The sequence below is a fragment of the Streptomyces sp. NBC_00670 genome, from assembly GCF_036226765.1.
Lineage (GTDB): Bacteria > Actinomycetota > Actinomycetes > Streptomycetales > Streptomycetaceae > Streptomyces.
In genome coordinates, this window is the sequence record NZ_CP109017.1 from 5041191 (window position 1) to 5062027 (window position 20837).

Here is a 20837-nt window from a genome sequence, read left to right on the forward strand (position 1 = left end):
CCCCCTCGAACCGTGTGATCACAGCGGGTTGGCGCACGAAAACACCCGTGCGCCGACCCGCCCACCTCTGCGACCATCCCCGAATGGCACACCATCTCGAATCGCTGGTCCTCCGGCACACCCACCGCCTCGTGACTCCGACCGGCTCCGCCGGAGAAGGAGTCGTTGAGGGAGGGGCCGTCGGAGAAGGGACCACCGCCGCCCGGCAGCTCGACGCGGCGCTGACCTCCGTGGGCTTCAAGCTCTCGGCGGAGCTGCTGGACCGGCTGTCGCGGCTGTCCGAGGCCGCCGTCGTGCACACCGCCCGGCGGACGCTGCGCACCGTGGGCGAGATGGTGGGCGACCACGTACGGCACAACGCGTACTTCATCGACTTCCCGGCCAACGTGCCGGACACCGAGGAGTTCTGGGCGGAGTGCGTGGCGAAGGCCCTCGGCGACGAGACGTCGCGCGAGAACACGCTGAAGCAGCTGAAGCGCGGCGCACTGAACCTGCTCGGCCTCCCCACGTACGGCCGCTACCAGCACACCTACGAGGAGATGCTCGCCGCACAGGACGAGCTGATCGCCGCGGCGGGCGACCGGATCACCGTCCTGCACCTCGGCCGCGACCTGGACGACGAACTCACCGACCTCTACCTGGCCCTGGCCGGCAGCACGACCCCGCTGGGCGAGGACGACCTGACCGACCTCAAGACCCTCGCTGTGCGGTGCGCTCTCGGCCCTCAGCCGGAGGCGATACCGGTCCGGGAGAACCGGGCGGTCGTCAACGAGGCCCGGCTCGGCATCGGCGCGGACCTCCTCCTCGACACCGTCACCGACGTACTGCGCCTGGCCTGCGCTTTGTCGGGTGGCGACGTAACGCTCCAGGAGCCGACCCGGTTCCGCACCCTGCCCCGCCCGCTGCGCAGGGCACTGCTCGCCGGCCTCGACGCCGTCGTCGCCGCGAACCCCGCGAAGCTCGCCGACGTACACGCGCACCGGGAGCCGTTCAAGCGGCTCGGCGAGCGCCTCCACCCGCACGAGTACCCGCGCTGGCCGCACGCCGCCGACGTGTTCGCGGTCGCGCGCGGCGAGAAGCAGGCGCGGTCCTTCGACAGCCGGCTCGAGAAGCTCCTCGACGAGTTCGACGTCCTCGGCGCGGTGAAGCTGCTGAAGTCCGCCCCCGGCAAGCTCTTCCGCACCCTGGACCTCCTGCTGCGCATCGCCGCCGACCAGAAGGAACGGGACGCGGTGGTGGCCGCTTCGGTGGAGGCCGCCCCCCAGGTCTCCGGCCGGGTCGTACTGTCGGTGCGCGAGCACCTCCACAACCGGGCACGGGAGACCGACGAACCCCGGATCTTCGTCAACCGCCGGGGCCGCGCCTGGGTGACCCCCGACTTCCGGGCACCCCTGCCGGACGCCGACCGCGACCGCCTGATCACCGCCCTGGACGCCGAGATACGCCGCCGGCTCCCGACCCCGGACCGCGTGCTGCTCGACCCGGACGTCCTCGACGTCGCCCTCCCCCTCAGCGGCCGCGCCACCGCCGCCGGACTCGGCGTACTGCCGCGCGGATCGACCTCCCCGGTCGACGGCGACCAGCTGCGCTTCTTCGTGTACTGGAAACAGTCCGAGACCCGGACCGACTACGACCTCTCGGCCCTGCTTCTCCACGCCGACTACAGCACCGACTCCTGGCTCTCCTACACCTCCCTCAAGACCGTCGGCGGCGAGCACTCGGGCGACATCACCGAAGCACCCGACGGGGCCTCGGAGTTCATCAACCTGTCCCTCGGCCGAGTGCGCAGCACCTTCATCGTCCCGCAGGTGAACATCTTCTCCGGCGAGGGCTTCGAGGAGGTCGAGGAGTCGTTCTTCGGCTTCATGCTGCGCGACGGCGAACAGAAGGGCCGGCCCTTCGAACCGCGCACGGCACGGATGAAGTCGGACCTGCGCGGAACGGGCCGGGTGGCACTACCGCTGGCGTTCCAGCGCGGCGACGACGGCCGCTGGCGCGCGAAGTGGCTGCACATGTACCGGAAGGGCATCACGTCGGCCAACCGCGTCGAGGAGAACCAGCTCTCCGTGGCCAAGGCGGTCCGCGCGATCGTGGAACGCGAACAGCTCATGGTGCGCTACCTGATCGACCTCCTGCCCGCCGACACGACGACCGTGCACGAGTGGGACGGCACGTCCCTCCCGGCCGAGCCCGTGACCTACATCGGCCTCGAACGCCCCGAGGGCCTGCACCCGGACTCGCAGATCATCACCCTCGAAAACCTGCGCGACCTGATCCCCTCCTGAGTGCTAGCGTTACCCACGGCGAGGCCATGAAAGGGCTTCCTTCTCAACCTCTTCGAATGAACAAGTTCTTTCGCTCTCCTCGCCGCCGACTGCAACTGGGAGGCGCCCACTGGGCGCCTCCCAGTTCTCGTGGCGCTGACGTCGGAACCGAGTCGGAACACCGACTGCGACGGGATTGTCATACCGTCCGACTAACCTGCGTCGTATGGGGCTTGGCGACATCGGACACGAAGACATCCTCGCGGCGACCGAAGAGTTCCGCCGGCTGGGCCGGGACAACTTCCTCCAGACGTACGGATTCGGACGGGCCACGTCCTACGAGCTGGTCCTGGACGGTCTCCGCTACGACTCGAAGGCCATCGTCGGCGTCGCCCACGGGCACGCCACCGGCGACTTCCTGCGCGCGCGGGACTTCAGCGGCGGCGCGGCCACGGTGGCACGCCGCCTGCACGAACTCGGCTTCGTGGTGGCACCCGGGGAGCCGTCCTGGAACCGAGCCACCCTCCTGGAGCGGCTCAGGAAACTCAGGGTCTCCCGCGGCCCCGGAAACGCATCCCCCAGCCGTCACCAGCCATTGAGCCTCCTGTGGGCGATGGCGCGCACAGCCGACGAACAGCCCCGCATGACCCCATGGCCGACTTTCCGAGACGAAGTCGGCCCCCTGCTCCTCGAATTCGGCCTTCCCAACGCGAAGGCGACACCGGAGTACCCCTTCTGGCACCTACGGGGCAGCGGACTGTGGGAAGTCGAGAGAATACCCACCGAGCGGGCCGACGAGATGCCGAAGGCGAGCCTCCTCGACGCACACCACCCGCAGGCTGGCTTCAAGCGCGAGGTCGCAGACCTCCTACGAGACCCGGTGACCCGTCTCGACGTCATCGCCACGCTCTGCGACACGTACCTCGAGGACGTCGACCGCCCAACCCTCTTCCGCCGCATCGGCCTGCACGGATACACCACGGCCACCGGTCTGCTGAGCGCGGCGCCGGAGGACGAGAGCACCGCGGCCGACCTGGACGAGCACGACCGACGAACCGGCCCCGCACCCCGCCGCGACACCACCCGCTTTGAGATCGTCCGCGACGAAGCCCTGGCCAGAAAAGTCAAGGAACTCGAAAAGGACCGCTGCCAGATCTGCGGCACGGCACTCCGCTACCTGAACCGCCCGTACAGCGAAGCAGCGCACATAAGAGGCCTGGGCGAACCCCACCGAGGCCCCGACGAACTGCACAACCTCCTATGCCTCTGCGCCAACTGCCACGTCCTCTTCGACGGCCTGGAGATCTACATCGACCCCGACGGCCTGGTCAGAGGAACGAGAACCGAACGAACCCCCCATCCCCTCCGCCGCAACCCCCATCACCCGACGGACGAGGCACACGTCGCCTACCACCGCAAACTGTGCAAGGCCAACGTCGGTAAGCCTGCCGTCGGCTGACCTGGACTTCAGCCTCCGCACCCAGATCCTCCCGCCCGGCCGCGTTGAGCGAGGTCGGCACGCGGCCTTGTCCGGGTCCGGTCCGGGGACGCAGACCCGAGTTCGTGTGTGCGCGGTCGCCGCAAGGCGTAGTGTCGGTGTGCCTGCACCGGCGCTGTTGCCGACTCCGCCTGGCGTCTGGTCGCCGTGACCGATGCACTCGGAACCCGGCCGCTGATCACAGAGCTGATGGGTGCGGAGGTGGTGGCAGGGAGCCGCCCGATGACGTACCAGTACGGTTCGGCTGCGGGCGAGTGGCCGGAAGGGGGAAAAGAGTGAGCTTCCGCCAGCAACTGGCAGATGCTCTGGACGAGTTGATGATCGCGCAGTCGCTTCCGGCAGACGCTGCGGAGTCGCTGGCCCGCTGGCTGGCCGATCCGGACCGGGGCGGTCGGTACGCCCGGGGCACCGGGGCACACAGCATCACCTTCGTCCCGTCGAGCTGGAAGGCGATTGAGCCCTGGCCGGCATCCCTTGGCGACCGGTCGGTGACCGGGGTGCGCGCGGTGAGCCGGGATGACGTGGCGGCCGTGGCGGAAGCCGCGTCGCGGTCGGGGAACTGGGCCGAGGCCTTCATCGCCGGCCAGGTCTGGGGCTACGGACGCAGGGGCTATGGCCCGGGCCGGACCGGGAAAGTGCTCAAGCACTCGCAACACGGCGAAGTCTTCAGGGACGCGGTGTCCCTGCTACAGGACAAGGGCGGGCTCGCGGCGTACGAGAAGCTGAACGGGGTGCACCGGCTCGGGCCGGCCTTCCTCACCAAGTTCCTCTACTTCGCGGGCCTGGTCCTGCCCGGCACCAAGGGCCTGTCCCCGCTGATCCTCGACATGAAGCTGGCACGAGTTCTCCGGCGGCACGCCACGAGGGTCGGGCATGCCGCGGGCTACGAGTGGGCCGGTCCGATCGCCAGACGGATCTGGCGTGACGGCGGCTGGACCCCTCACCGGTACGACGTCTATCTGCGGTGGATGTACGCGGTCAACGACCGGCTCACCGCTGAGGTGAACGGTTGGCCCGCGTCCCCGGACATCCTCGAACTGGCGCTCTTCGACGGCGCCTGGAAGCCCGCGGAGCAGTAGCCCGGCGGCGACCCGGTTGGCGGAACGAACGGCACCGAGGTGCCGGATGCCGACATGCTTCGAGGCGCGGGCCGTAGCTGCACAGGCTCGCCAAACCTGCCGACCACCGGCCCCGGAACACACCCCACATTCATCCCCGGCCTCGGGCGGGAGTGTCTCCGTAGAGGGCGCTGATGTCGATCAGGAGGATGTCGCGGCGGCGCCGTGCCGCTTCGAGGGCGTCGGAGTGGAAGCCGTGCAGGGAGAAGAGGGCGAGGACCGCGTCGTCGGACCGGTGTCCTTGGCCGGCGAGGAGGCTGCGGATGTGTTCGAGGCGCTCGATGTCCTTGAGTCCGCGCGGCTGGACGGTGGCCTTGGCCTCGCCGATCAGGGTGATGCCCACCCGCGGGCTCTGGGGGCGCTCGCCGGGCGCCAGTGCCAGGACGTCGACCTCGTGCCTGGTCCGGGCGGCCGGGTCGGCGATTTCCGCCGAGCCCACGGCACCGAGCGCCAGTCCGGCCTCGTCGCAGGCGAAGGAACGGGCCCATTCACGTGCGGTCGCCTCGAAGTGCGGGCCGAGGATCTTGGAGTGGTACGTCGGCCGGGACGACTGCCACACCTGGTCACCACGCCGCCGCTCCACCATGTCGGCCATGGGGAGGGTGACCAGCTGGTTGAAACGGATCACGGGGTCCGCGACGGTGATGACCGGATGACGCGCCTTGAGCAGGTCCTGTTCCTTGCGGAGGTACCCGGTGGACTCCAGTACCTCCAGCGGCGCGACCATGGCGGAGCGGGCCCGTTCCAGCATTGAGCCGACCTTGGCCGGGGTCGACGCCCCGCGCGCCACCGCGGACAGTACGTCGTAGTACAGCGTGCGGTGGGTGATCCGCGGGTCCTCGCGCAGCAGGTACTCCGCCTCCATCCGCGAATAGAGCGCGCGACCAGGGTCGAGCAGGGTGCGCGGCACCCAGTCATCGAACTCCGCCACGCTCTGCGGCGCCGGACCGGCGGCCAGGGCTCGGTAGCCGGGCGCCCCGCCCAGGACGGCGTCCACCTGCAGCGCGACCGCCGGGTCCTCGATCCCCCAGTGGGTCCGTGCGGTGCGGTAGTCGAAGGCGGGCAGCCGCAGATCGAGCACCGCACGGCCGCGCAGCGGCTTGGTGCCGGAAAGCAGCTCGGACATCACACTCATCGCGGAGCCGCACAGCACGATCCGGCCGCCGGGCGCCTTGCCGGACTGCGACCGGTCGTACAGCAACTGCAGAAACCCTGGGATCTCCGGGGAGTGCTGCATCAGGTAGGGCAGCTCGTCGATGACGATCAGCGGCGCGCCCGAGGCCCGGTTCACCACCTCTAGGGCGGCGGTGAGCACCTCCCGCCAGTCGTCCAGCCGCATCGAACCGGAGGGCACTCCCGCGTGGGCGGCGATCGCCTCGGTGAACCGGTGCAGCGCCGGTACTCGGCCCTCCTCCTGTACGGCGGTCAGATACAGCCCGCCCACAGCCTCCGTGAGGGCTTCCAGCAGGAACGACTTCCCGTTCCGCCGACGCCCCGAAACGATGGCCAGCCGCAGTTCGGAGGCCGGGTCAGCGAGAAAGCCGTCCAGGAGCCGCCACTCGTGAACCCGGTCCAGCAGCTGCGGTGGCTTTGCAGATAGTCCAGGCATGCGGGTGCTCTTTCCGTTCAGGCTGACCTTAACTAATCGAGAGTCACTCTAACGCGGCCCACGCTGCCAGCGGAGGTGATCCTGCTGCGCCCAAGAGGCTGGCGACGGTCTTCCAGACCCTCTTACGGTGCGCCGGCCATGCTGAACGTGCCGTTTGCGGCATTGCTGTCAGAGTGAGCGGCTACGCTCCCCGGACATGACCGACACAGCCCCAACAGGGGCGGCACGCGACGCCTCCGTCGTCGTGGCCCGAGACGCGGACGGCACGGTCGCCGTCCTCACCGCCGATTTCCCTCGGCACGGCGGCGAGTACATGTTCCTGCCCGGCGGACGCCGGGAGGACGGCGAGACGCCGGAACAGTGCGCGCAGCGCGAGCTGCGCGAGGAAGCCGGCGTCACCGCACAGACCTTGCGCTCCCTCGGCTCGTACGCCCTCACCCTGAACTCCACCGCTCGCCTCGACCTCTTCCTGGCCGAGGGCCTCACCCGCGGCCCGCAGCAGCTCACGCCCGGCGAGGAGGTCTTCAGGCTCATGTGGTGGCCCATGCCGGACGCGGTCCGGGCTGCCATCGAGGGACGCTTCCTGCTCCAGGGAGGCCCACTGGCGCTGCTGCTGGCCCAACAGGTCATCACGGTCTGAGCCGAGCCGATCAGGGGCGCCGCCCGAGAGCCCGGTCGCGGCATCGCCCGCCTCGACGGCGGGCGTCGACCTGGGGTCTCTCGTCGCTGGGCTGGTTGCGGCACCCCGACCGTGCCCTACAGCAGGTGGTCGGCCTTACCGGCCTTGATTTCGGTAATGAGAGTACGCAGAGCTTCGAGGGAATCGGTGAGGTAACGGTCCTCCTGACCGGCGACGGCTATGTAACCGTTGCCGTCGGCGTCGGTGCCCAGGCGGAAGCAGTTGCTCGCGTCCTGGCAGAAGGGGTCTTCCCAGGTGATGTCAGACATGGGTCAACTCTCCTAAAGACTGCGGGAAATAGAGTGCATCAGATCGAGGCTCCCCTGAGGCGTGAGCGCGATCCTCTGCATCTCGTCGAGTTGCAGACGGTACTTGCACAGGTGGGCGCCTGAATAAAGGAACTCTCCTGCCGTGGTGCGATCCAGCTGAACGGTGTCGAGCGCGGGCACCGGCCCGAGGGCGTAAAGGATCGACTGACCGGATCCGGGGAACGCCCCGGCGGAGAAGGGGATGGCCTGGATCGTGACGTTGTCGCGCTCCGCGGCCGCCATGAGATGACTGAGCTGGTCTCGCAGCACGGAGCGTCCACCGACCTCGATCCGCAAAGCAGCCTCGTGGATGATGAGCGCGTAGTCCGGAGCTTCGGGCCGGTCGATGACCTGGTGCCTCCGCACACGGTGGGACACCCGGGCCTCGAACTCCTCGGCCGGCAGCGGCGGGATGGCGGCCTGGAAAAGGGCGCGGGCGTAGGCGTCGGTCTGGAACTGCCCCGGCATGTGCGTCATCGTGCTCACGCGCAGCCCCTTGGCGTGCCACTCCAACTCGGCGATGTCCAGGAAGGTGGAGGGCAGGAGATCGCGATACTCCTCCCACCAGCCGGCCGTGCGGTCGCCACACATGAAGACCAGCGCATCCACCAACTTCTGGTCCGTGCACTCGTACCGGAAGGCAATGCGCCGGACACGCTCCGGGCTGACGCCGTGGCGTCCGGCCTCGGTGCTGGTGATGACGGTCCGCTTCGTCTCCAGCAGCGCGGCGGCTTGCTCGGTCGACAGTCCGGCCTCTTCCCGCAGTTTGCGCAGCTCCGCTCCCAGACGCTGCTGACGTGCGGTCGGATGGCTCCTCGGCGGCATGTCTTCCCTCTCGTCGCGTGCGGCTCAGTCTGCCGCGAGACAGGGTCCGTTCCAACGGACCTACGGGACTTGGTAGCACATGTACCCCCGCTGCTCTACTGTGAGTATCGCGCACGCTACACACCGCAATGCCGGAAGCGCACCGCGCGAGCATGCCCGTCCGCCCTGGGACGGGTGCGCCCGCGACCAGGGCGGCAGGCCACCGGCGACCTCGAATCCCGCACGTCAACAACGGAGTTCGCCATGCCCGAGATCCCCCTCGTCCCCGCCCACTGGCGCTTCCCCGCCCGGCCCGCCTCCGTACAACGCGCCCGCCAGGCAGTGGTTGAGTCACTGCCACACGCCCTCCGCCCCCACCTCGGGGACGACCTTCGCCTGCTGACCTCCGAGTTGGTCACCAACGCGATCCGCCACGGCACCTGCCCGGAGGACGAGAACCGGATCGAACTCGTCCTGTGGCCGGCCGACGGCCACTACTGGCTCGCCGTCTCCGACCCCGGCACCGGCAAGCCCGTGGTGGGCCACCCGACCCCGGATTCCGAGGGCGGCCGAGGCCTCTTCCTCGTCGACCACCTCGCCACGAGCTGGACGGTCCGCCCCCGCCCGACGCGAGGAACGTCGGTGATCGCGGGCCTGTGCCTGCCCGAAGGCGGCTGACCAGGCGGACTGCCCGTCAGACGTGGAGGCCGACCGGGGGCCGATCCCCGCGCCCTGCGAAGGACGCACCCGACGCCGATGACGCCGGCGTCTCAGCTCGTCGAAAAGCCGATCTCCGCGATGTCCTGCGAGAGATCGGCCACGGCGATCCCCGGGTTCAACGCGCGGACCACGTCCTCGGTCAGCGGACGGGAGGCGAAGACGTGACGAACGGCCTCCAGGCCGACCGGCACCTCGTGATAGTCCTCGGCCCATCGCCGGAACGCTTCGGGGGAGCGGTCCACCAACAACTGGAAGAGGTAGCCGGCACCATCCGGATCCTCCGTCGTCACCTCGGGGAAATCGATCGTTCCCGCCTTCCAGCGGTCGTCGACCGTCTCCCGCCACATACAGGCGGTGACGACAGGCATCCCGTCCTCATCGGTGAACGCCGGTTCCAGGACGTAGGGACGGAAGACCTCCGGAACCTCGTCGACCACTCCGGGCCAAGGCCCGTCCTCCGTCGCATAGGGACTCATGGGCGATTCGTGATCGAATCCCCGCACGTAGGCCCCGGCGGCGGAAAAGACGATCGCGTACTCGTCGCCCGACCCGCTCCGCATCGAAGCCATCGACTCGGCCTCGGACCAGCGGTCGTCGAAGGAGTGACGACGACTCTCCCACTCGGGGCTCAGGATCGCCTCCAGGACGGCCATGGAGCGACAGTGCTCACGGAGGACACGTATGTCAGGAAGGCGTCGAGCAACGTCATGAACGGTCACCCGCTCATCCAAGCGCACACATGCGACGCGCCAGGTTCCTGTTTGCGTACACGGCTCCGGAGGGCTCTTCGACCTCAGACGTGTGCGCAGGTCACAGTCCTTCAACTGCCTCTAGCAGCTCGCTTGTCCATGGATAGTCCACAACTGCGGTCGGCGTCGTGCGCACGCTTTACGTCGGCCTTCCCCTCATGGATGTATGGCTTGGACCGTTGCGAGTGCTGGCCGTTGCTGCACCCCCACTGCTATGCCGCTGGCACCAGCACCCTGGAAGATGCGGTTCTCATGGACCGTATGCCGATGTGGGCGCGCGGCTTTCGTCCTCCGGGGCTCGGTAACGAGCGAACTAAGGCAGCCGCCCGCGACTTGACACACTTTCATTTACAAAGTATTCACAATTCCTACGTGTGGTGAACGTCGTCCCCAGCTTGACGCTGCGGCCACCGTTGCCCACGCAGCCAGCTACTACGAGATGAGGCAAAGTGACCGGGTCGGCTTCCACTCGCACCACCTATCAGCTTGATGGCCGTCGGGTCACTGTCGCTGACCTCCTGCAAGCAGGACTGCTCCAGGAAGGAGAGCCGCTAACCTTCGAGCGGCCGCGAGTAGGCAAGACCTATAGCGCGCTTGTCACCGATCGTGGCTGGATCCAACTCGTGGACGGCCGGGAGTTCCGCTCGCCCTCACGTGCCGCAGCCGCTGCTGTGAGCACGGGCACCTTCGACGGATGGCACGCCTGGGCACTCTCTGATGGGCAAACCCTGGATCAGCTGCGGCAGCGCTTCCTGGACGCAGCCGCGGAAGGCTCCGCTCAGGAACCGCAAGACGACGGTGTGACAACCACCGTGAGAACCCGCCACCAGCGTCTCAAGAACGCGAGGGAACAGGCTGAGGCGGGCAATCCAGAATCCCTAACTGTGAGCGATTTGCTGGGCTGGTGGGGCGTGCAGAGGCGTGGGAGCTCGATCACTCAGCAGATCCGCGCCGAGCTGGACAACCACAGCCTGCTTACCTCGCCGGCCTTCGACAAAGTGCCCATCGACGCCACGGTTCATCTCGTCGTCCCACCGAGCGACGACGTGCCCACGATCGACGAGTCGGATGCCGTCGCATCGGTGGTCGATACCGCTGGGCCAGAGGATGAACGTCCCGAAGTCGGACTCCCTGTCGGCAGCCTTCACTCTGCCCTCGCAGGCGTCGATTCGTTGCCCCCTTCAGCCACCTTCGAGCAGGCAATCACCTTGATGGCCATCAACGACTACTCGCAGATCCCGATACTCGAAGGTCCCCGCAAGCTCCGAGGCGCTGTCACTTGGAAGTCGATCGCCAAGACGCGTCATGTCAGTCCCGACGCGAAGCTTCCCGATGCGGTCGTCGACGCGCCCGTCGTTTCCTACTCCCTAGACCTGATCGACATTCTTCCCCTCCTGGAGGAATCCGAGTTCGTCCTCGTCAAGGATGAGACGAACAAGATCGCGGGCATCGTCACGGCGAGTGATGTAGCGGGAGCCTACGGCAGCATGGCCACCCCATTCTTCCTCGTAGGCGAACTCGATCAACGTCTGCGCCAGGTCATTGCGGATAGCTTTGAGGTGAAACAGGTCATCGAGTGGTGCGACGCCGATAATTCGCGCGGTATCACTTGCTTCGACGATCTGTCTTTCGGTGACTACCTGTGGGTATTGAGAAACCCTAAGGCGTGGGAACTACTCGGCTGGCCTTTGGACCGCAAGATCTTCACCGATCGGCTAGACGAGATCCGGGAGATACGCAACGACCTTATGCACTTCAACCCGGACCCGCTGCTCGACGACGCGGTGCAGAAGATCCGCTACGCAATCAATCTGGTTCGAGAGTGCGCAGATTCTGCGCGTTGACACTCCGCCTTGGGCCCGAACTGTGCCGACCAATGGAAGACGCGGATGCCGAAGGGCCTCGACCATAAGGCCCCGACCACGATCAGTCGGGGCCCGCATTTGGCTAAGGAACAGCTCCACTCCATCATCGACTATCGGCTGCTGATCGTTTCGTAGACCATAGCAGTCAGGGCCTTCAGCAATGGGCCGTTTTTGTCTCCCGCAGCGCTGTAGACATCACGGTTCTACTCGAACGAAACTTCGCGGTCGGTCAGCGCGGACACTAGGGCAATGCGCAGGTCGGGAGACTCGGCGAATACTCTCTTGCAATTCGCTAGCACCTGACTAGCGAGGCCTTCAATTTCTAACACAAAACCCAGCAGGCTCTCCAGTCAGGACACCTGAGATGCTTTCGAGTACGTCTGTACATACGCCAAGACCCCGGCCTCAGCGTTTCCGCTGGTGACGGGGTCTTTGGGCACCTGATCCAAGGTGCCCCCGGCAGGATTCGAACCTGCGCACACGGCTCCGGAGTGATTGTGCCGATCATGCGTCGCATCTGCTCCGACCTGCGGCGGAGCAGATGCGACGACTGCGGGAGCACCGACTGTGTCGGAGGTGTGTCGCGGCTCCCAGAGGTGCGCCGCTGAGCGGTGCTGAGGTTCGTCGCGCGGCTTCGCTTTCCAGCGCCGAGTGCACACCCGTAAGGCCATGGGCCCGCACCGCTTCCACTGCCGACCAACAGGCTTCTCTTGGCCCCGCTCAGGGAGCGCTCAGACCTTTCCTTCCTTGCGAGCGGCCCGCCGCACCTTCATCGACTGCCAGCGAGCCGACCACCAAGAAGGCCGCCACAACTGCCACCAGCGCGGCAGGTACCAGAGGTCCACCTGACACGCCTCCACGTACTCCTCCATGCGTTCCCAAAACTCGTTGGCCCTCTCCTTGTTCACACGAGAGCCCGGTCCGCGCCTGACGTTCAACGCAACCACCACTAGAGCTGCTTCGTAGCCAGCCTGTCGGGGCTTGTCGTTGCCCACCAACATCAGCTCGGCTAGTGCATCCTGCATGGCCGCATGTGCGTTAAGCACGCGGTCTGCTGACTGACGTTGCGACGCGTAAAAGAAGGGCGTGAACCGCAAGTACGCCCACTCGCTTTGTCGGTACATCGCTACGAAGGCGTTGATCACACAGCTCTGGAAGTGGGCATACACTGCTCGCCGTTCTTCGCGTCCACCAAGTCTCGTCCGCCCGTTCGCCTGGAAGGATTTCCCGAGCGCTGTGCCCGCAGCGCGTCCCAGACCTGACGCTGCCGCGCTCATCGGTTCGACCATGGCCGACATCTCACATCCGGCGAGACACGGTCGCAGAGCAGACGGCCATGTTGCTACCGAACAGTGACGATTGTCGCTGGAAGGCACTGTGAGTCGCTGACGCACCTCACACCTACACTCCGCTCATGGACAAGGGAGCGATCTCACGGGACGACATTGAGCGACTCTGTCGGGGATCTTGAGGACCGAGCTCATTTGCCTTGTCGCCACCAGCATTCCCAGGTCAGGTCGCGTGAGTCGAGGTAGAGCTGGAACGCTGTGAGACCTCTGGGGTTATGGGGATGCGCTCGTGAGGCGAGGCGTTCGATGTTGATGGCGATGCCGGTCAGGATGTGTTGGACGTGGGTCTTTCGGTGGTCGTGGTAGCGGCTTCGGCGGGCTCGGTGGGCGTTGACGAGTTCGCAGATGGTGCCTTCGATGCCGGACCGGGTGGCGTAGAGCCGTTTCCATCGGGGGTCCTGCTGGTCGGTGCGGTTTCCGGCCTGGAGTTCGTGCAGGTGGCGGGGGAGGAAGTTCACGGTGCGGGCGGACTTTCCCCGGGTGCAGGCAGGGCGGTCCGGACAGGGGTCGCACTGCCGTGAGGCGAACCGGACGACGGTGTAGGGCGCCATGGCCGGGGCCTCGATCCAGGTGGTGCTGGTCCGGCCGTTGGGGCAGGTGACCTGGCGCCGACCGAAGTCGATGGTGAAGTCGTCGCGGGTGAAGCCGGTCTGCTCCTTCTTCTGCCATGCTCCGCTCGCCTTGACCGGTCCGACGAGCTGGACGCTGTGGTCGCGTGCGGAGTTGTTCAGCAGGGCGGTGGAGATGTAGCCGCCGTCGACCAGGTGCTGTGCGGGCAGCAGTCGGCGGTCGCGGAGTCGGGTGTGGCGCGCAGGGCCTGGGTGTCCCGGGTGGGGCTGGTGGTGGCGATGTCCGTGATCAGGTTGACGCGGGCGGCCGCGTCGCAGGTCTCGGTGACGTGGACCAGATAGCCGCTCCAGCGGGTGTTGCCGCGGATGGCCCGGCGTGCGTCCAGGTCGTAGGGCGAGATGATCCGGACGGCTCCTTTGGGCCGGCCGTCCTTCTCGGTGCGGGGACGCAGGACGCCGCGAGTATCGACGAGGAAGTTCTGCACCATGATCTGTCGCAGAGCCTCGGTCTGGGGGCCGCGACGGTGGGGCGGCAGGATCTGCAGGAGCCGGCAGGCATCCGCTCCGGCCTGCTTGAGACGGGTGGCGGGGTGGCTGGGCTGGGCGGGCAGGCGGACCGGTCGGCCGTAACGGGTGGTCCATTCGGCGTCCACCAGGTCGTCCAGGACCTGGGGTGATTCGCGGGAGGCTTCTTCCAGCGCGGCGCGGACCGCTTCGAGGACCAGTTCCAGGCGGGTGAGTTCCCTGGCGGCGGACAGGATCTGGGTGGATTCGGTCCGCTGCCTTCCGCGTTCCTTGATCATTCCTGCTTCACGTAACCGGTCCAGGGCCAGGGACAGGAGCTGGTCGGCACGGCCGTCCTGGCCGAGGCGGTCACGGAAGTCCGTGAGCACGCTGTGGTGGAAGCCGGGGTCGTCCAGGCTCATCGCGAGGGCGTACTTGAAGTCGATCCGGCACCGTACCGCCTCGGCCACCTGCCGGTCGGAGAGATTGAGCAGGAACTGCAGCACGCAGACCATGGCCAGTTGGGCCGGCGACAGCCCGGGGCGCCCGTCACGGGGATACCAGGACAGGAAGTCCTCGTCGCTCCACAGCCCGTCGAGATGATCACGTACCCACATCGCGGTGGTCCCACGAGGATTACTCGCGCGAGCCGTCCGAGCGGTGAGCTCTGGCACTACCGCACCGGACCGAGGACGAATGGACACTGATCACCCCATGAGGACACACGCCTGCATCGAACCAGCCGAAGCATCCCGAACCATCCACGCCCTTGTCCGGGGAACCTCAAGATCCCCGACAGAGTCGCTCAAGCCCTACCAGAGCCGGTACCAGCCTGTGTGATTTGCCGATCTACCCCGGCTCGGGACGATAGGCTGCCGCTCCTACTACTGACTACAAGGGGGAATATTGACCATGGGTAATGGCAACGGCTCTGACGCTCTATTGGAAGGTCTGGAGCCGTCGGATCCCTTCCGTCTTGTAGCTGAAAAATGCAAAGAAACGGGTGCCGAATTCACAATAGCAGGCGGGGGGTCGCAGGTTGACCTGAGGGTTGCGATTCCCAATGGTCGACAGAAGCGGTGGCGTCGCTTGTCTCGCGATCAGGCGCGGTCGTTCTTGGTGAACCCGATTACCGAGGTCACGTATCTCGGCGACCTTGATGCATGTCTCTTTAAGGATACGCGAACGATCGAGGCATCGATTCAGATACACGGGACGGGTCCTCGACTTGAGCGCGGCGTGTTTGACATTCCTGGCATTCGAAAGCTGGATGACGGTCAACTTCCTCTGGATGAAGAATTGGAGGAGTTGAAGTCGTCCGACAACGATTCCGGCGATCGGGTACGGCCGGGTGATGATTGGGTGCTCGATATCGAGCAGCCTCCAGGGTCCTCTTACAAAGTTGAGTTGGGGACTGCCAGGGAGCGCTTCATAGATTTCACCACACGATTCCATCGTCCTGGTATGCGGGGTGTCGTCTACTTCGGGAGGCCGCAAATCCGCGACAAGTTTCCTACCCTGCGACTGGTGGATGTGGATGTAACGCGTCATGACGAAGCTCTTCAACTTCTGACCAGGGTGTCCGATGCTCTGTTCTTTGAGATTGACCTGCGCTTCGACGTGCCTCTCAAGTTGGCGGCGGCGCGTGACAGGGTGCGACGGCAGCGTCGCCGGTTCGTGAACCGCGGTGATGTCGCAGGTGTCGGTGTAAGGGCTCCCCGAACCGCGTACTCGGAGAAGCCGCTGAGTCTTTACTGGTATGGAAGGGCCTCGACTGGCGTACCCCTGCTCGAATTTCTTGCCTACTATCAGGTTCTTGAGTACTACTTCCCTAGCTACGGGCGTCGAGACATTCTTGATAAATTGCGTCATGAACTGCGCGACCCTCGTTTTGAGATAGAGGATGATGCGCATCTTTCTCGTGTATTGATGCTTGCGTCACAAGCGGGTAAGGGTTTTGGAAGTGAGCGGGATCAGCTTAAGGCGACAGTTAAAGGTTGCGTGACGGAGGAGCATCTGAAGGAGTTCCTGGGATCTGATGCAGACTTCGGTGACCATTTCGACGGTAAAGCGCTGAAAGGGGTTGCGCGAATCGACCTTAAAGATCGTCGCAACGATCTACTGGGTCAAGTAGCTAACCGCGTCTATGACATTCGGTGCCGAATCGTTCACACTAAAGAGGACGGTGGAGAGTCGGCCGCAGAGATCCTGCTCCCGTTCTCTAGGGAGGCCGAGTCTCTAGGTCCGGATATCGAGTTGGTGAAATTCCTTGCGCAAAAGTGCCTGATAGCGGGTGCCTCCAGACTGCACGGTTGACCGCTGAGGGAGACCCGTCAAAGGGAGGTGGCGCGTAGCTAGCCCGGGCGGGCGTCGCTGCCGTCGCGGTAGCGACTCCGCCTCGGCTGGCTGCCCACCCGATCGCCGGCAAGGGCGAGTAGAGCCTGGCTGGACCCTGGGCCGTGAGTGTGTCGGAGGTGTGTCGCGAACGCTGAGAGACAACGAGAGAGGGCGGGAGTCAGTGAGACTGACTCCCGCCCTCTTCTGTAGCCATCCGCCCTGGTCAGCGCTTGATTTCTGCTGTTCCTAGGCGAGTGCCCCCGGCAGGATTCGAACCTGCGCACACGGCTCCGGAGCCCAGGTGAGAGATACGCGCCATCAGGGCTCTGACCTGCGGCGCAGACTCCGGCGAAGCGGGCGTCGAGCAAGATCATTACGTCCCTATTACGCGGGCCACCTGTCGGCCGGTGCGTCCGCGCCGTATGGTCGAAGCATGATCTCGGGCAGCGGCGGGGGACCGGTCGACGGCGGCACGGAGTTCACGGCGGAGGGTCTGGCGACCGTACTCCACGAAGCATGCGCGACGACTGGACTCGACTCCCGCGGCGCCGAGTTGCTGCGGCTCGGGTCGAACGCGGTCTACCGCCTGTCGTCGTTACCGGTCATCGTCCGCATCGCCCGTGACCCGGCGGTTCTGGCGGAGATGGAACGGGCTGTAAATGTGGCCCGGTGGCTGGAGGTGCAGGGCTTCCCCGCCGCCCGGGTGCCGGCTTCGGTGAGGCAACCGCTGGTCGTCGGCGGCCTGGTGGTCACCTTCTGGGAGAGCGTCCAGGAGAACGAGGAGTACGCGACGCTCGGCGAGCTGGCCGACCTGCTGCGCCGTCTGCACTGGCTCGAAGAGCCGGAATCCCTGCGCCTGCCGTACTTCGATCCGATGGCCAAGCTGACGGCGTCCCTCGACGGACTGGACTCCGTGGCCGAGGAGGACCGGGCCTTCCTGGAGGAGCGAGCGGCCAAGCTCTCCAAGGATTACGACCGGCTGGATTTCGTCCTTCCCCTCGGCATGATCCACGGAGATGCCAACATCGGGAACGTCCTTCGGCACCGGGAAGGGCAAGCGGTACTCATCGACCTGGACGGCTTCGCGCTCGCTCCACGTGAATGGGACCTCATCCTGACAGCGATCTATCACGACCGTTACGGGTGGCACTCAAAGACGGAATACGCGGAGTTCGTCCACCGGTACGGCTTCGACATTCTGAACTGGCCTGGCTATGAGACCTTGGCCGACCTTCGGGAGCTGATGATGGTGGCATGGGTCGGTCACCAGGTCGGAACGAGCAAGCATTCTGCCGCTGAGTTCGCCCGTCGGGTGCGCTCCCTGAGGACAGGCGAGGGGCGCGAGGAGTGGAAACCGTTCTGAGGGCGCGCTCCCGCTGAGGCTGGTACTCATGGTTCGGCGTACTGCTCCGAAGCGACCCACAATCTGTGGTCGCGGGCCTGCTCTCCAAGTTCACGCGCCGCGCTGCTTCGGCCGGCCGCGCTGAGGTTTCGGCGGAACTCGGCCAGGTAGCTGATGCACCGCGCCGACTTGAGCTGTTCTCCGAGATCCAGGGCGTCGAGTGCTACGCGACATGCCTCCTCGACGTCCCCGGCCCGTAGATGGGCGTCGGCCAGAACCATGGTCGCGAAGAAGTCGCTCCGTACGTGACTGCCGCTCATGGCGTTCTCGGCGTGGGCGACGGCTCGACGGGCGCTGTTCACGTCACGGAAGCAGTGGGCGGCTTCGGCGGCAAGCTCGGCTTCGTCGAAGTAGCTGATCCACTCAGGCTCGTCCTCGTTGTTCCGGCTCTCAAGCGCCTTGGTCGCCGCACTCAGGGCGGCTTCGCAGGCAGCGACATCGCCTGTTCGCGCCAGGGCTCGGGCCTCCATCGCATGGAACTGTGCGCGCAACGTCGGTGTAGCCACCGGAGAGATGCCCATGAGCGCGGCCCGGGCGAGAGTGGCCGCCTCGGTGTACCGCCCCAGGAACGTCGCCTGATGGCTCATCGCTGAAAGGATGCTGCCCGCGAGGCGGCGGTCGTTGGCGTCCTGGGCGAACCGAAGGGCCTGGAGGAAGTACCGCTGCGCGAGTCCGTGGTGACAGGCGTCGTAGGACATCCAGCCAGCCAGGAGGGTCGCTTCCGCCACCGTGGAGAAGAGAACCCGGCCCACCTGTTCCGTGTACCGGCCTCGCAGGAGCGGGGTCACATCGTTGGTGAGGTACTGGATGACCGAGTGACGCGCGTGATCTCCGCCGAACTGGTCGTCGAGCTGGGCGAACATGTCTGCCGTGGTCTTAATGGCTGCCACGTCACCGAGACCGACTTGGGGGCCTTCGGTAGGTGGCCGGGGGATGCCCGGCTCGGGTGCCACCAGCCACCGGAGGGACGCCTCGTTCCATGCGGGCTCGGACGGCTCCGCGGTGAGCAACGGGTCGAATCGGTTCAGATCGGCACGCCACAGTTCGCCGACCGTCCGAATGGCGTCATCCGGGCTCGCGGGATAGGCGGCATCGAGCACTGCGCTGCCTCTGAGTTCCCCGTGGGTCAGTCCGAGTTCGGCCGCGCTGGTGGCGAACGCGTCACACAGAAGCGGGCCGTAGAAGTCGTCCGGGGTGCTGTGCCCATTCTCCCAACTGGCGATACGCCGCTTCACGCTGGCGTCCGACGGGAGTTGGTGGCCGCGCTGGGCGGCGGCCTGCCGCAGTTCCCTTACTAGTCGTGGCTGGCTCCAGCCCCGTCCCGTGCGAGCCTCACGTAAGCGGACATTGGTCGGCTTCAAGGCGCCTTTCACTCCCTGCGTGATGCCGGTGCGACAACTCTCGGGGTTCCGTTACTGAATGTACGTACTGGTGATCGCCTTGTGCAGGCGGTAAACGGAGCTTGTCTGTCAGGAAGGGGGGAGGACGGGGGATGACGCGTCGTGCGTGGACGCGTCATCCCCCGTCACCTCTCGTCATCTGCCCTGGTCAGTGCTCCATCGGGAGTCTGGACGTACGGCGGCATCGGGGCCGCACCGTAGTCCGACTGAAGGTGAGACGACGTGCAAAGGATGACCAGGCGCGGCATGGAATGGCTGTCTGCCGCGGCGGACGACCCGGTTCAGTGCCGACAGGTGTGGACGGATGACCCGCGGATGCCGTGCCTGCTCGCGACGGGCCGCTTCTTCGACGTGGTGAGCGTTGAACAGCGGCTCGGCTTGGAGATGTTCGATCGGCTCATGCGCAGTGGCCTTCCGTTCGGTCCGTCGGTCGTCGACCGCAAGGCGCAGCGCGTCGGGTTCTTCCTCGGCTCGCAGAGCCGCGACGCCTTCGCGCACTACCTCGCACGCGAAACCCCCTCCCCGCCGTCATATCGGTACCTGAGCCATGGCTCCGCGGTCGTGGTGCCCGGCCCCATCCCGCTTTCCGGCGACCGCTACCAGTGGCTCCGCGCGCCGATGCGTCGGCCAGAGGCAAACCCGCTGCGGCCGGTTGCCCTCGCTACCGCGCTGGTGGCCTCCGCTGAACTTCTGGCGAGGATCGACCGCTTCGACGAGCAGTACCCGACGCCTTACGTGGCGGTCGCTGCGCTCCCTGAGGAGACGACCACCGATGCAGGGTGATCCGGAGACTGGGCACGACTCTGCCACGTGGTCGCCCCTCGACAGCGACGGATGGTACGCGGCCCGAAACGCGACCACCGCACTACGGGATGCCCTCGTACGCGCGGGCCTGGAAAAGGACTTCCCGTACCTGCGTGCGGACTTGAACGCCTTCGGGCACGGCCTCGTCGAGCTGGGCCGGGTGTCCCCGGACACGGCCGAACGCCTCGCGGAGCTGCTCCGCCTGGCGCTGGCAAGCGGCTTCGGTGGGGAACGCGGCGGCGTTGAGCAGGCGCTGGCCAACGCCAACGAGCACAAGGGAAGGACCTGACGCCATGACCGACCGGCGAGGAGTGGTGGCCAAGCGTGCGGAAGACTTGTCGCCCGGCGTGCCCTACGTCCGCGGCTGGAACCGCGCCCGGCGAAGCGCCGGCACGCTGGCGGATCAGCTCGTGCTGCTTGGGCTGGAGTCCGACTTTCCCGGCCTAGTGGCCGACGTGAACGTCTTCGGCGAGGGGCTGGTGCACCTCGGCACCGTGCGCCCTGAAGCGGCCGAACTGCTGGCGCAACTGATCACGGCAGGACTGGAAGCGGAGCTACGCGGCACAACGGCAGAGCTGCCTACGACCACTCGGCGCGAAGCGTCTGCTGCCTGAGTTCTGTGGACGCTGGTTACGTAAGCGTCATGAGCCCCCTGATGCCCTCGGTATATATGTCGGTCTGCCGCTCGGCCGGGACCGGCGCCCCAGCGCCGCAGCCCGGACGAAGCGGCAGACCGACATGTGACATCAGGTTGGGAAGCTCGAGTCTTCTAGCGGCAGTTGCTGCGATGACCTGCGGCGGGACTGTACTCCAGCTCCCCGGGGAGCCGCGGACGGCCCAGGACGACCAACCTGCAGC

Annotated in this window: 20 protein-coding genes; 12 read left to right on the forward strand and 8 right to left on the reverse strand. The window is 66.4% G+C overall.

Annotation, left to right across the window (positions count from 1 at the left end):
* Positions 1-83 precede the first annotated feature (83 nt).
* The 3 genes from OIE12_RS22525 (at position 84) to OIE12_RS22535 (ending at position 4841) form a co-directional block, all read left to right on the forward strand.
* Complete coding sequence (locus OIE12_RS22525) at positions 84-2285, forward strand: TerD family protein (RefSeq protein WP_329138101.1); 2202 nt, start codon at positions 84-86, stop codon at positions 2283-2285.
* A gap of 205 nt (positions 2286-2490) precedes the next feature.
* Positions 2491-3723, forward strand: a complete 1233-nt coding sequence (locus OIE12_RS22530; protein WP_329138103.1) for an HNH endonuclease — start codon at positions 2491-2493, stop codon at positions 3721-3723.
* 314 nt (positions 3724-4037) lie between these two features.
* Positions 4038-4841, forward strand: a complete 804-nt coding sequence (locus tag OIE12_RS22535) for an 8-oxoguanine DNA glycosylase OGG fold protein (RefSeq protein ID WP_329138105.1) — start codon at positions 4038-4040, stop codon at positions 4839-4841.
* 130 nt (positions 4842-4971) lie between these two features.
* Here OIE12_RS22535 and OIE12_RS22540 read toward each other — a convergent pair whose 3' ends face one another.
* Entirely contained in the window at positions 4972-6489 is a 1518-nt protein-coding gene (locus tag OIE12_RS22540) for an AAA family ATPase (RefSeq protein ID WP_329138107.1), read from the reverse strand.
* 196 nt (positions 6490-6685) lie between these two features.
* On the opposite strand from OIE12_RS22540, the gene OIE12_RS22545 reads away from it, so the two are divergent.
* Positions 6686-7129: an NUDIX hydrolase gene (locus tag OIE12_RS22545; RefSeq protein WP_329138109.1), complete on the forward strand. Its 444-nt coding sequence runs from the start codon at positions 6686-6688 to the stop codon at positions 7127-7129.
* 116 nt (positions 7130-7245) lie between these two features.
* Here OIE12_RS22545 and OIE12_RS22550 read toward each other — a convergent pair whose 3' ends face one another.
* Both OIE12_RS22550 and OIE12_RS22555 read right to left on the reverse strand, forming a co-directional pair.
* A complete protein-coding gene (locus OIE12_RS22550; protein WP_329138111.1) occupies positions 7246-7437 on the reverse strand; it encodes a hypothetical protein in 192 nt (63 codons plus the stop codon).
* A 12-nt stretch (positions 7438-7449) separates the two neighbouring features.
* Complete coding sequence (locus OIE12_RS22555) at positions 7450-8301, reverse strand: helix-turn-helix domain-containing protein (protein ID WP_329138113.1); 852 nt, start codon at positions 8299-8301, stop codon at positions 7450-7452.
* Between the two features lie 243 nt (positions 8302-8544).
* Here OIE12_RS22555 and OIE12_RS22560 point away from each other — a divergent pair, with 243 nt between their 5' ends.
* Positions 8545-8958 carry an ATP-binding protein gene (locus OIE12_RS22560; RefSeq protein ID WP_329138115.1) on the forward strand — a complete coding sequence of 138 codons (414 nt, stop codon included), beginning with the start codon at positions 8545-8547 and terminating at the stop codon, positions 8956-8958.
* A gap of 92 nt (positions 8959-9050) precedes the next feature.
* Here the strand turns inward: OIE12_RS22560 and OIE12_RS22565 are convergent, their stop codons facing one another.
* On the reverse strand, positions 9051-9719 hold the full coding sequence (locus tag OIE12_RS22565) for a hypothetical protein (protein ID WP_329138117.1): 669 nt from the start codon (positions 9717-9719) through the stop codon (positions 9051-9053).
* Positions 9720-10198: 479 nt separating this feature from the next.
* On the opposite strand from OIE12_RS22565, the gene OIE12_RS22570 reads away from it, so the two are divergent.
* Complete coding sequence (locus OIE12_RS22570; protein WP_329138119.1) at positions 10199-11593, forward strand: CBS domain-containing protein; 1395 nt, start codon at positions 10199-10201, stop codon at positions 11591-11593.
* Positions 11594-12345: 752 nt separating this feature from the next.
* Here the strand turns inward: OIE12_RS22570 and OIE12_RS22575 are convergent.
* Entirely contained in the window at positions 12346-12903 is a 558-nt protein-coding gene (locus tag OIE12_RS22575) for a hypothetical protein (RefSeq protein ID WP_329138121.1), read from the reverse strand.
* Positions 12904-13094: 191 nt separating this feature from the next.
* Positions 13095-13514, reverse strand: coding sequence for a transposase (locus tag OIE12_RS22580; protein ID WP_329138123.1), 420 nt, complete (start codon positions 13512-13514; stop codon positions 13095-13097).
* On the opposite strand from OIE12_RS22580, the gene OIE12_RS22585 reads away from it, so the two are divergent.
* Entirely contained in the window at positions 13513-13713 is a 201-nt protein-coding gene (locus OIE12_RS22585; RefSeq protein WP_329138125.1) for a hypothetical protein, read from the forward strand. The genes OIE12_RS22580 and OIE12_RS22585 overlap by 2 nt on opposite strands.
* Here the strand turns inward: OIE12_RS22585 and OIE12_RS22590 are convergent.
* The gene (locus OIE12_RS22590; RefSeq protein ID WP_329138127.1) at positions 13691-14653 is read right to left on the reverse strand and encodes a transposase; all 963 of its coding nucleotides are present in this window, start codon (positions 14651-14653) and stop codon (positions 13691-13693) included. The two genes, OIE12_RS22585 and OIE12_RS22590, sit on opposite strands and share 23 nt — an antisense overlap.
* Positions 14654-14948: 295 nt before the next feature.
* On the opposite strand from OIE12_RS22590, the gene OIE12_RS22595 reads away from it, so the two are divergent.
* On the forward strand, positions 14949-16352 hold the full coding sequence (locus tag OIE12_RS22595; RefSeq protein ID WP_329138129.1) for a hypothetical protein: 1404 nt from the start codon (positions 14949-14951) through the stop codon (positions 16350-16352).
* A gap of 454 nt (positions 16353-16806) precedes the next feature.
* Positions 16807-17736 carry a phosphotransferase family protein gene (locus OIE12_RS22600; RefSeq protein WP_329138131.1) on the forward strand — a complete coding sequence of 310 codons (930 nt, stop codon included), beginning with the start codon at positions 16807-16809 and terminating at the stop codon, positions 17734-17736.
* A 26-nt stretch (positions 17737-17762) separates the two neighbouring features.
* On the opposite strand, the gene OIE12_RS22605 is transcribed toward OIE12_RS22600, so the two are convergent.
* Positions 17763-19010 carry a hypothetical protein gene (locus OIE12_RS22605; protein WP_329142140.1) on the reverse strand — a complete coding sequence of 416 codons (1248 nt, stop codon included), beginning with the start codon at positions 19008-19010 and terminating at the stop codon, positions 17763-17765.
* A gap of 387 nt (positions 19011-19397) precedes the next feature.
* Between OIE12_RS22605 and OIE12_RS22610 the strand changes: the two genes are divergently transcribed.
* Genes OIE12_RS22610 through OIE12_RS22620 form a run of 3 tightly spaced genes read left to right on the forward strand, consistent with a single transcriptional unit; the run spans position 19398 to position 20593 of the window.
* Complete coding sequence (locus tag OIE12_RS22610) at positions 19398-19958, forward strand: bifunctional DNA primase/polymerase (protein WP_329138133.1); 561 nt, start codon at positions 19398-19400, stop codon at positions 19956-19958.
* Positions 19948-20268 carry a hypothetical protein gene (locus OIE12_RS22615; RefSeq protein ID WP_329138135.1) on the forward strand — a complete coding sequence of 107 codons (321 nt, stop codon included), beginning with the start codon at positions 19948-19950 and terminating at the stop codon, positions 20266-20268. The genes OIE12_RS22610 and OIE12_RS22615 overlap by 11 nt, the downstream gene beginning before the upstream one ends.
* Before the next feature lie 4 nt (positions 20269-20272).
* Complete coding sequence (locus tag OIE12_RS22620) at positions 20273-20593, forward strand: hypothetical protein (protein ID WP_329138137.1); 321 nt, start codon at positions 20273-20275, stop codon at positions 20591-20593.
* Positions 20594-20837: the final 244 nt, after the last annotated feature.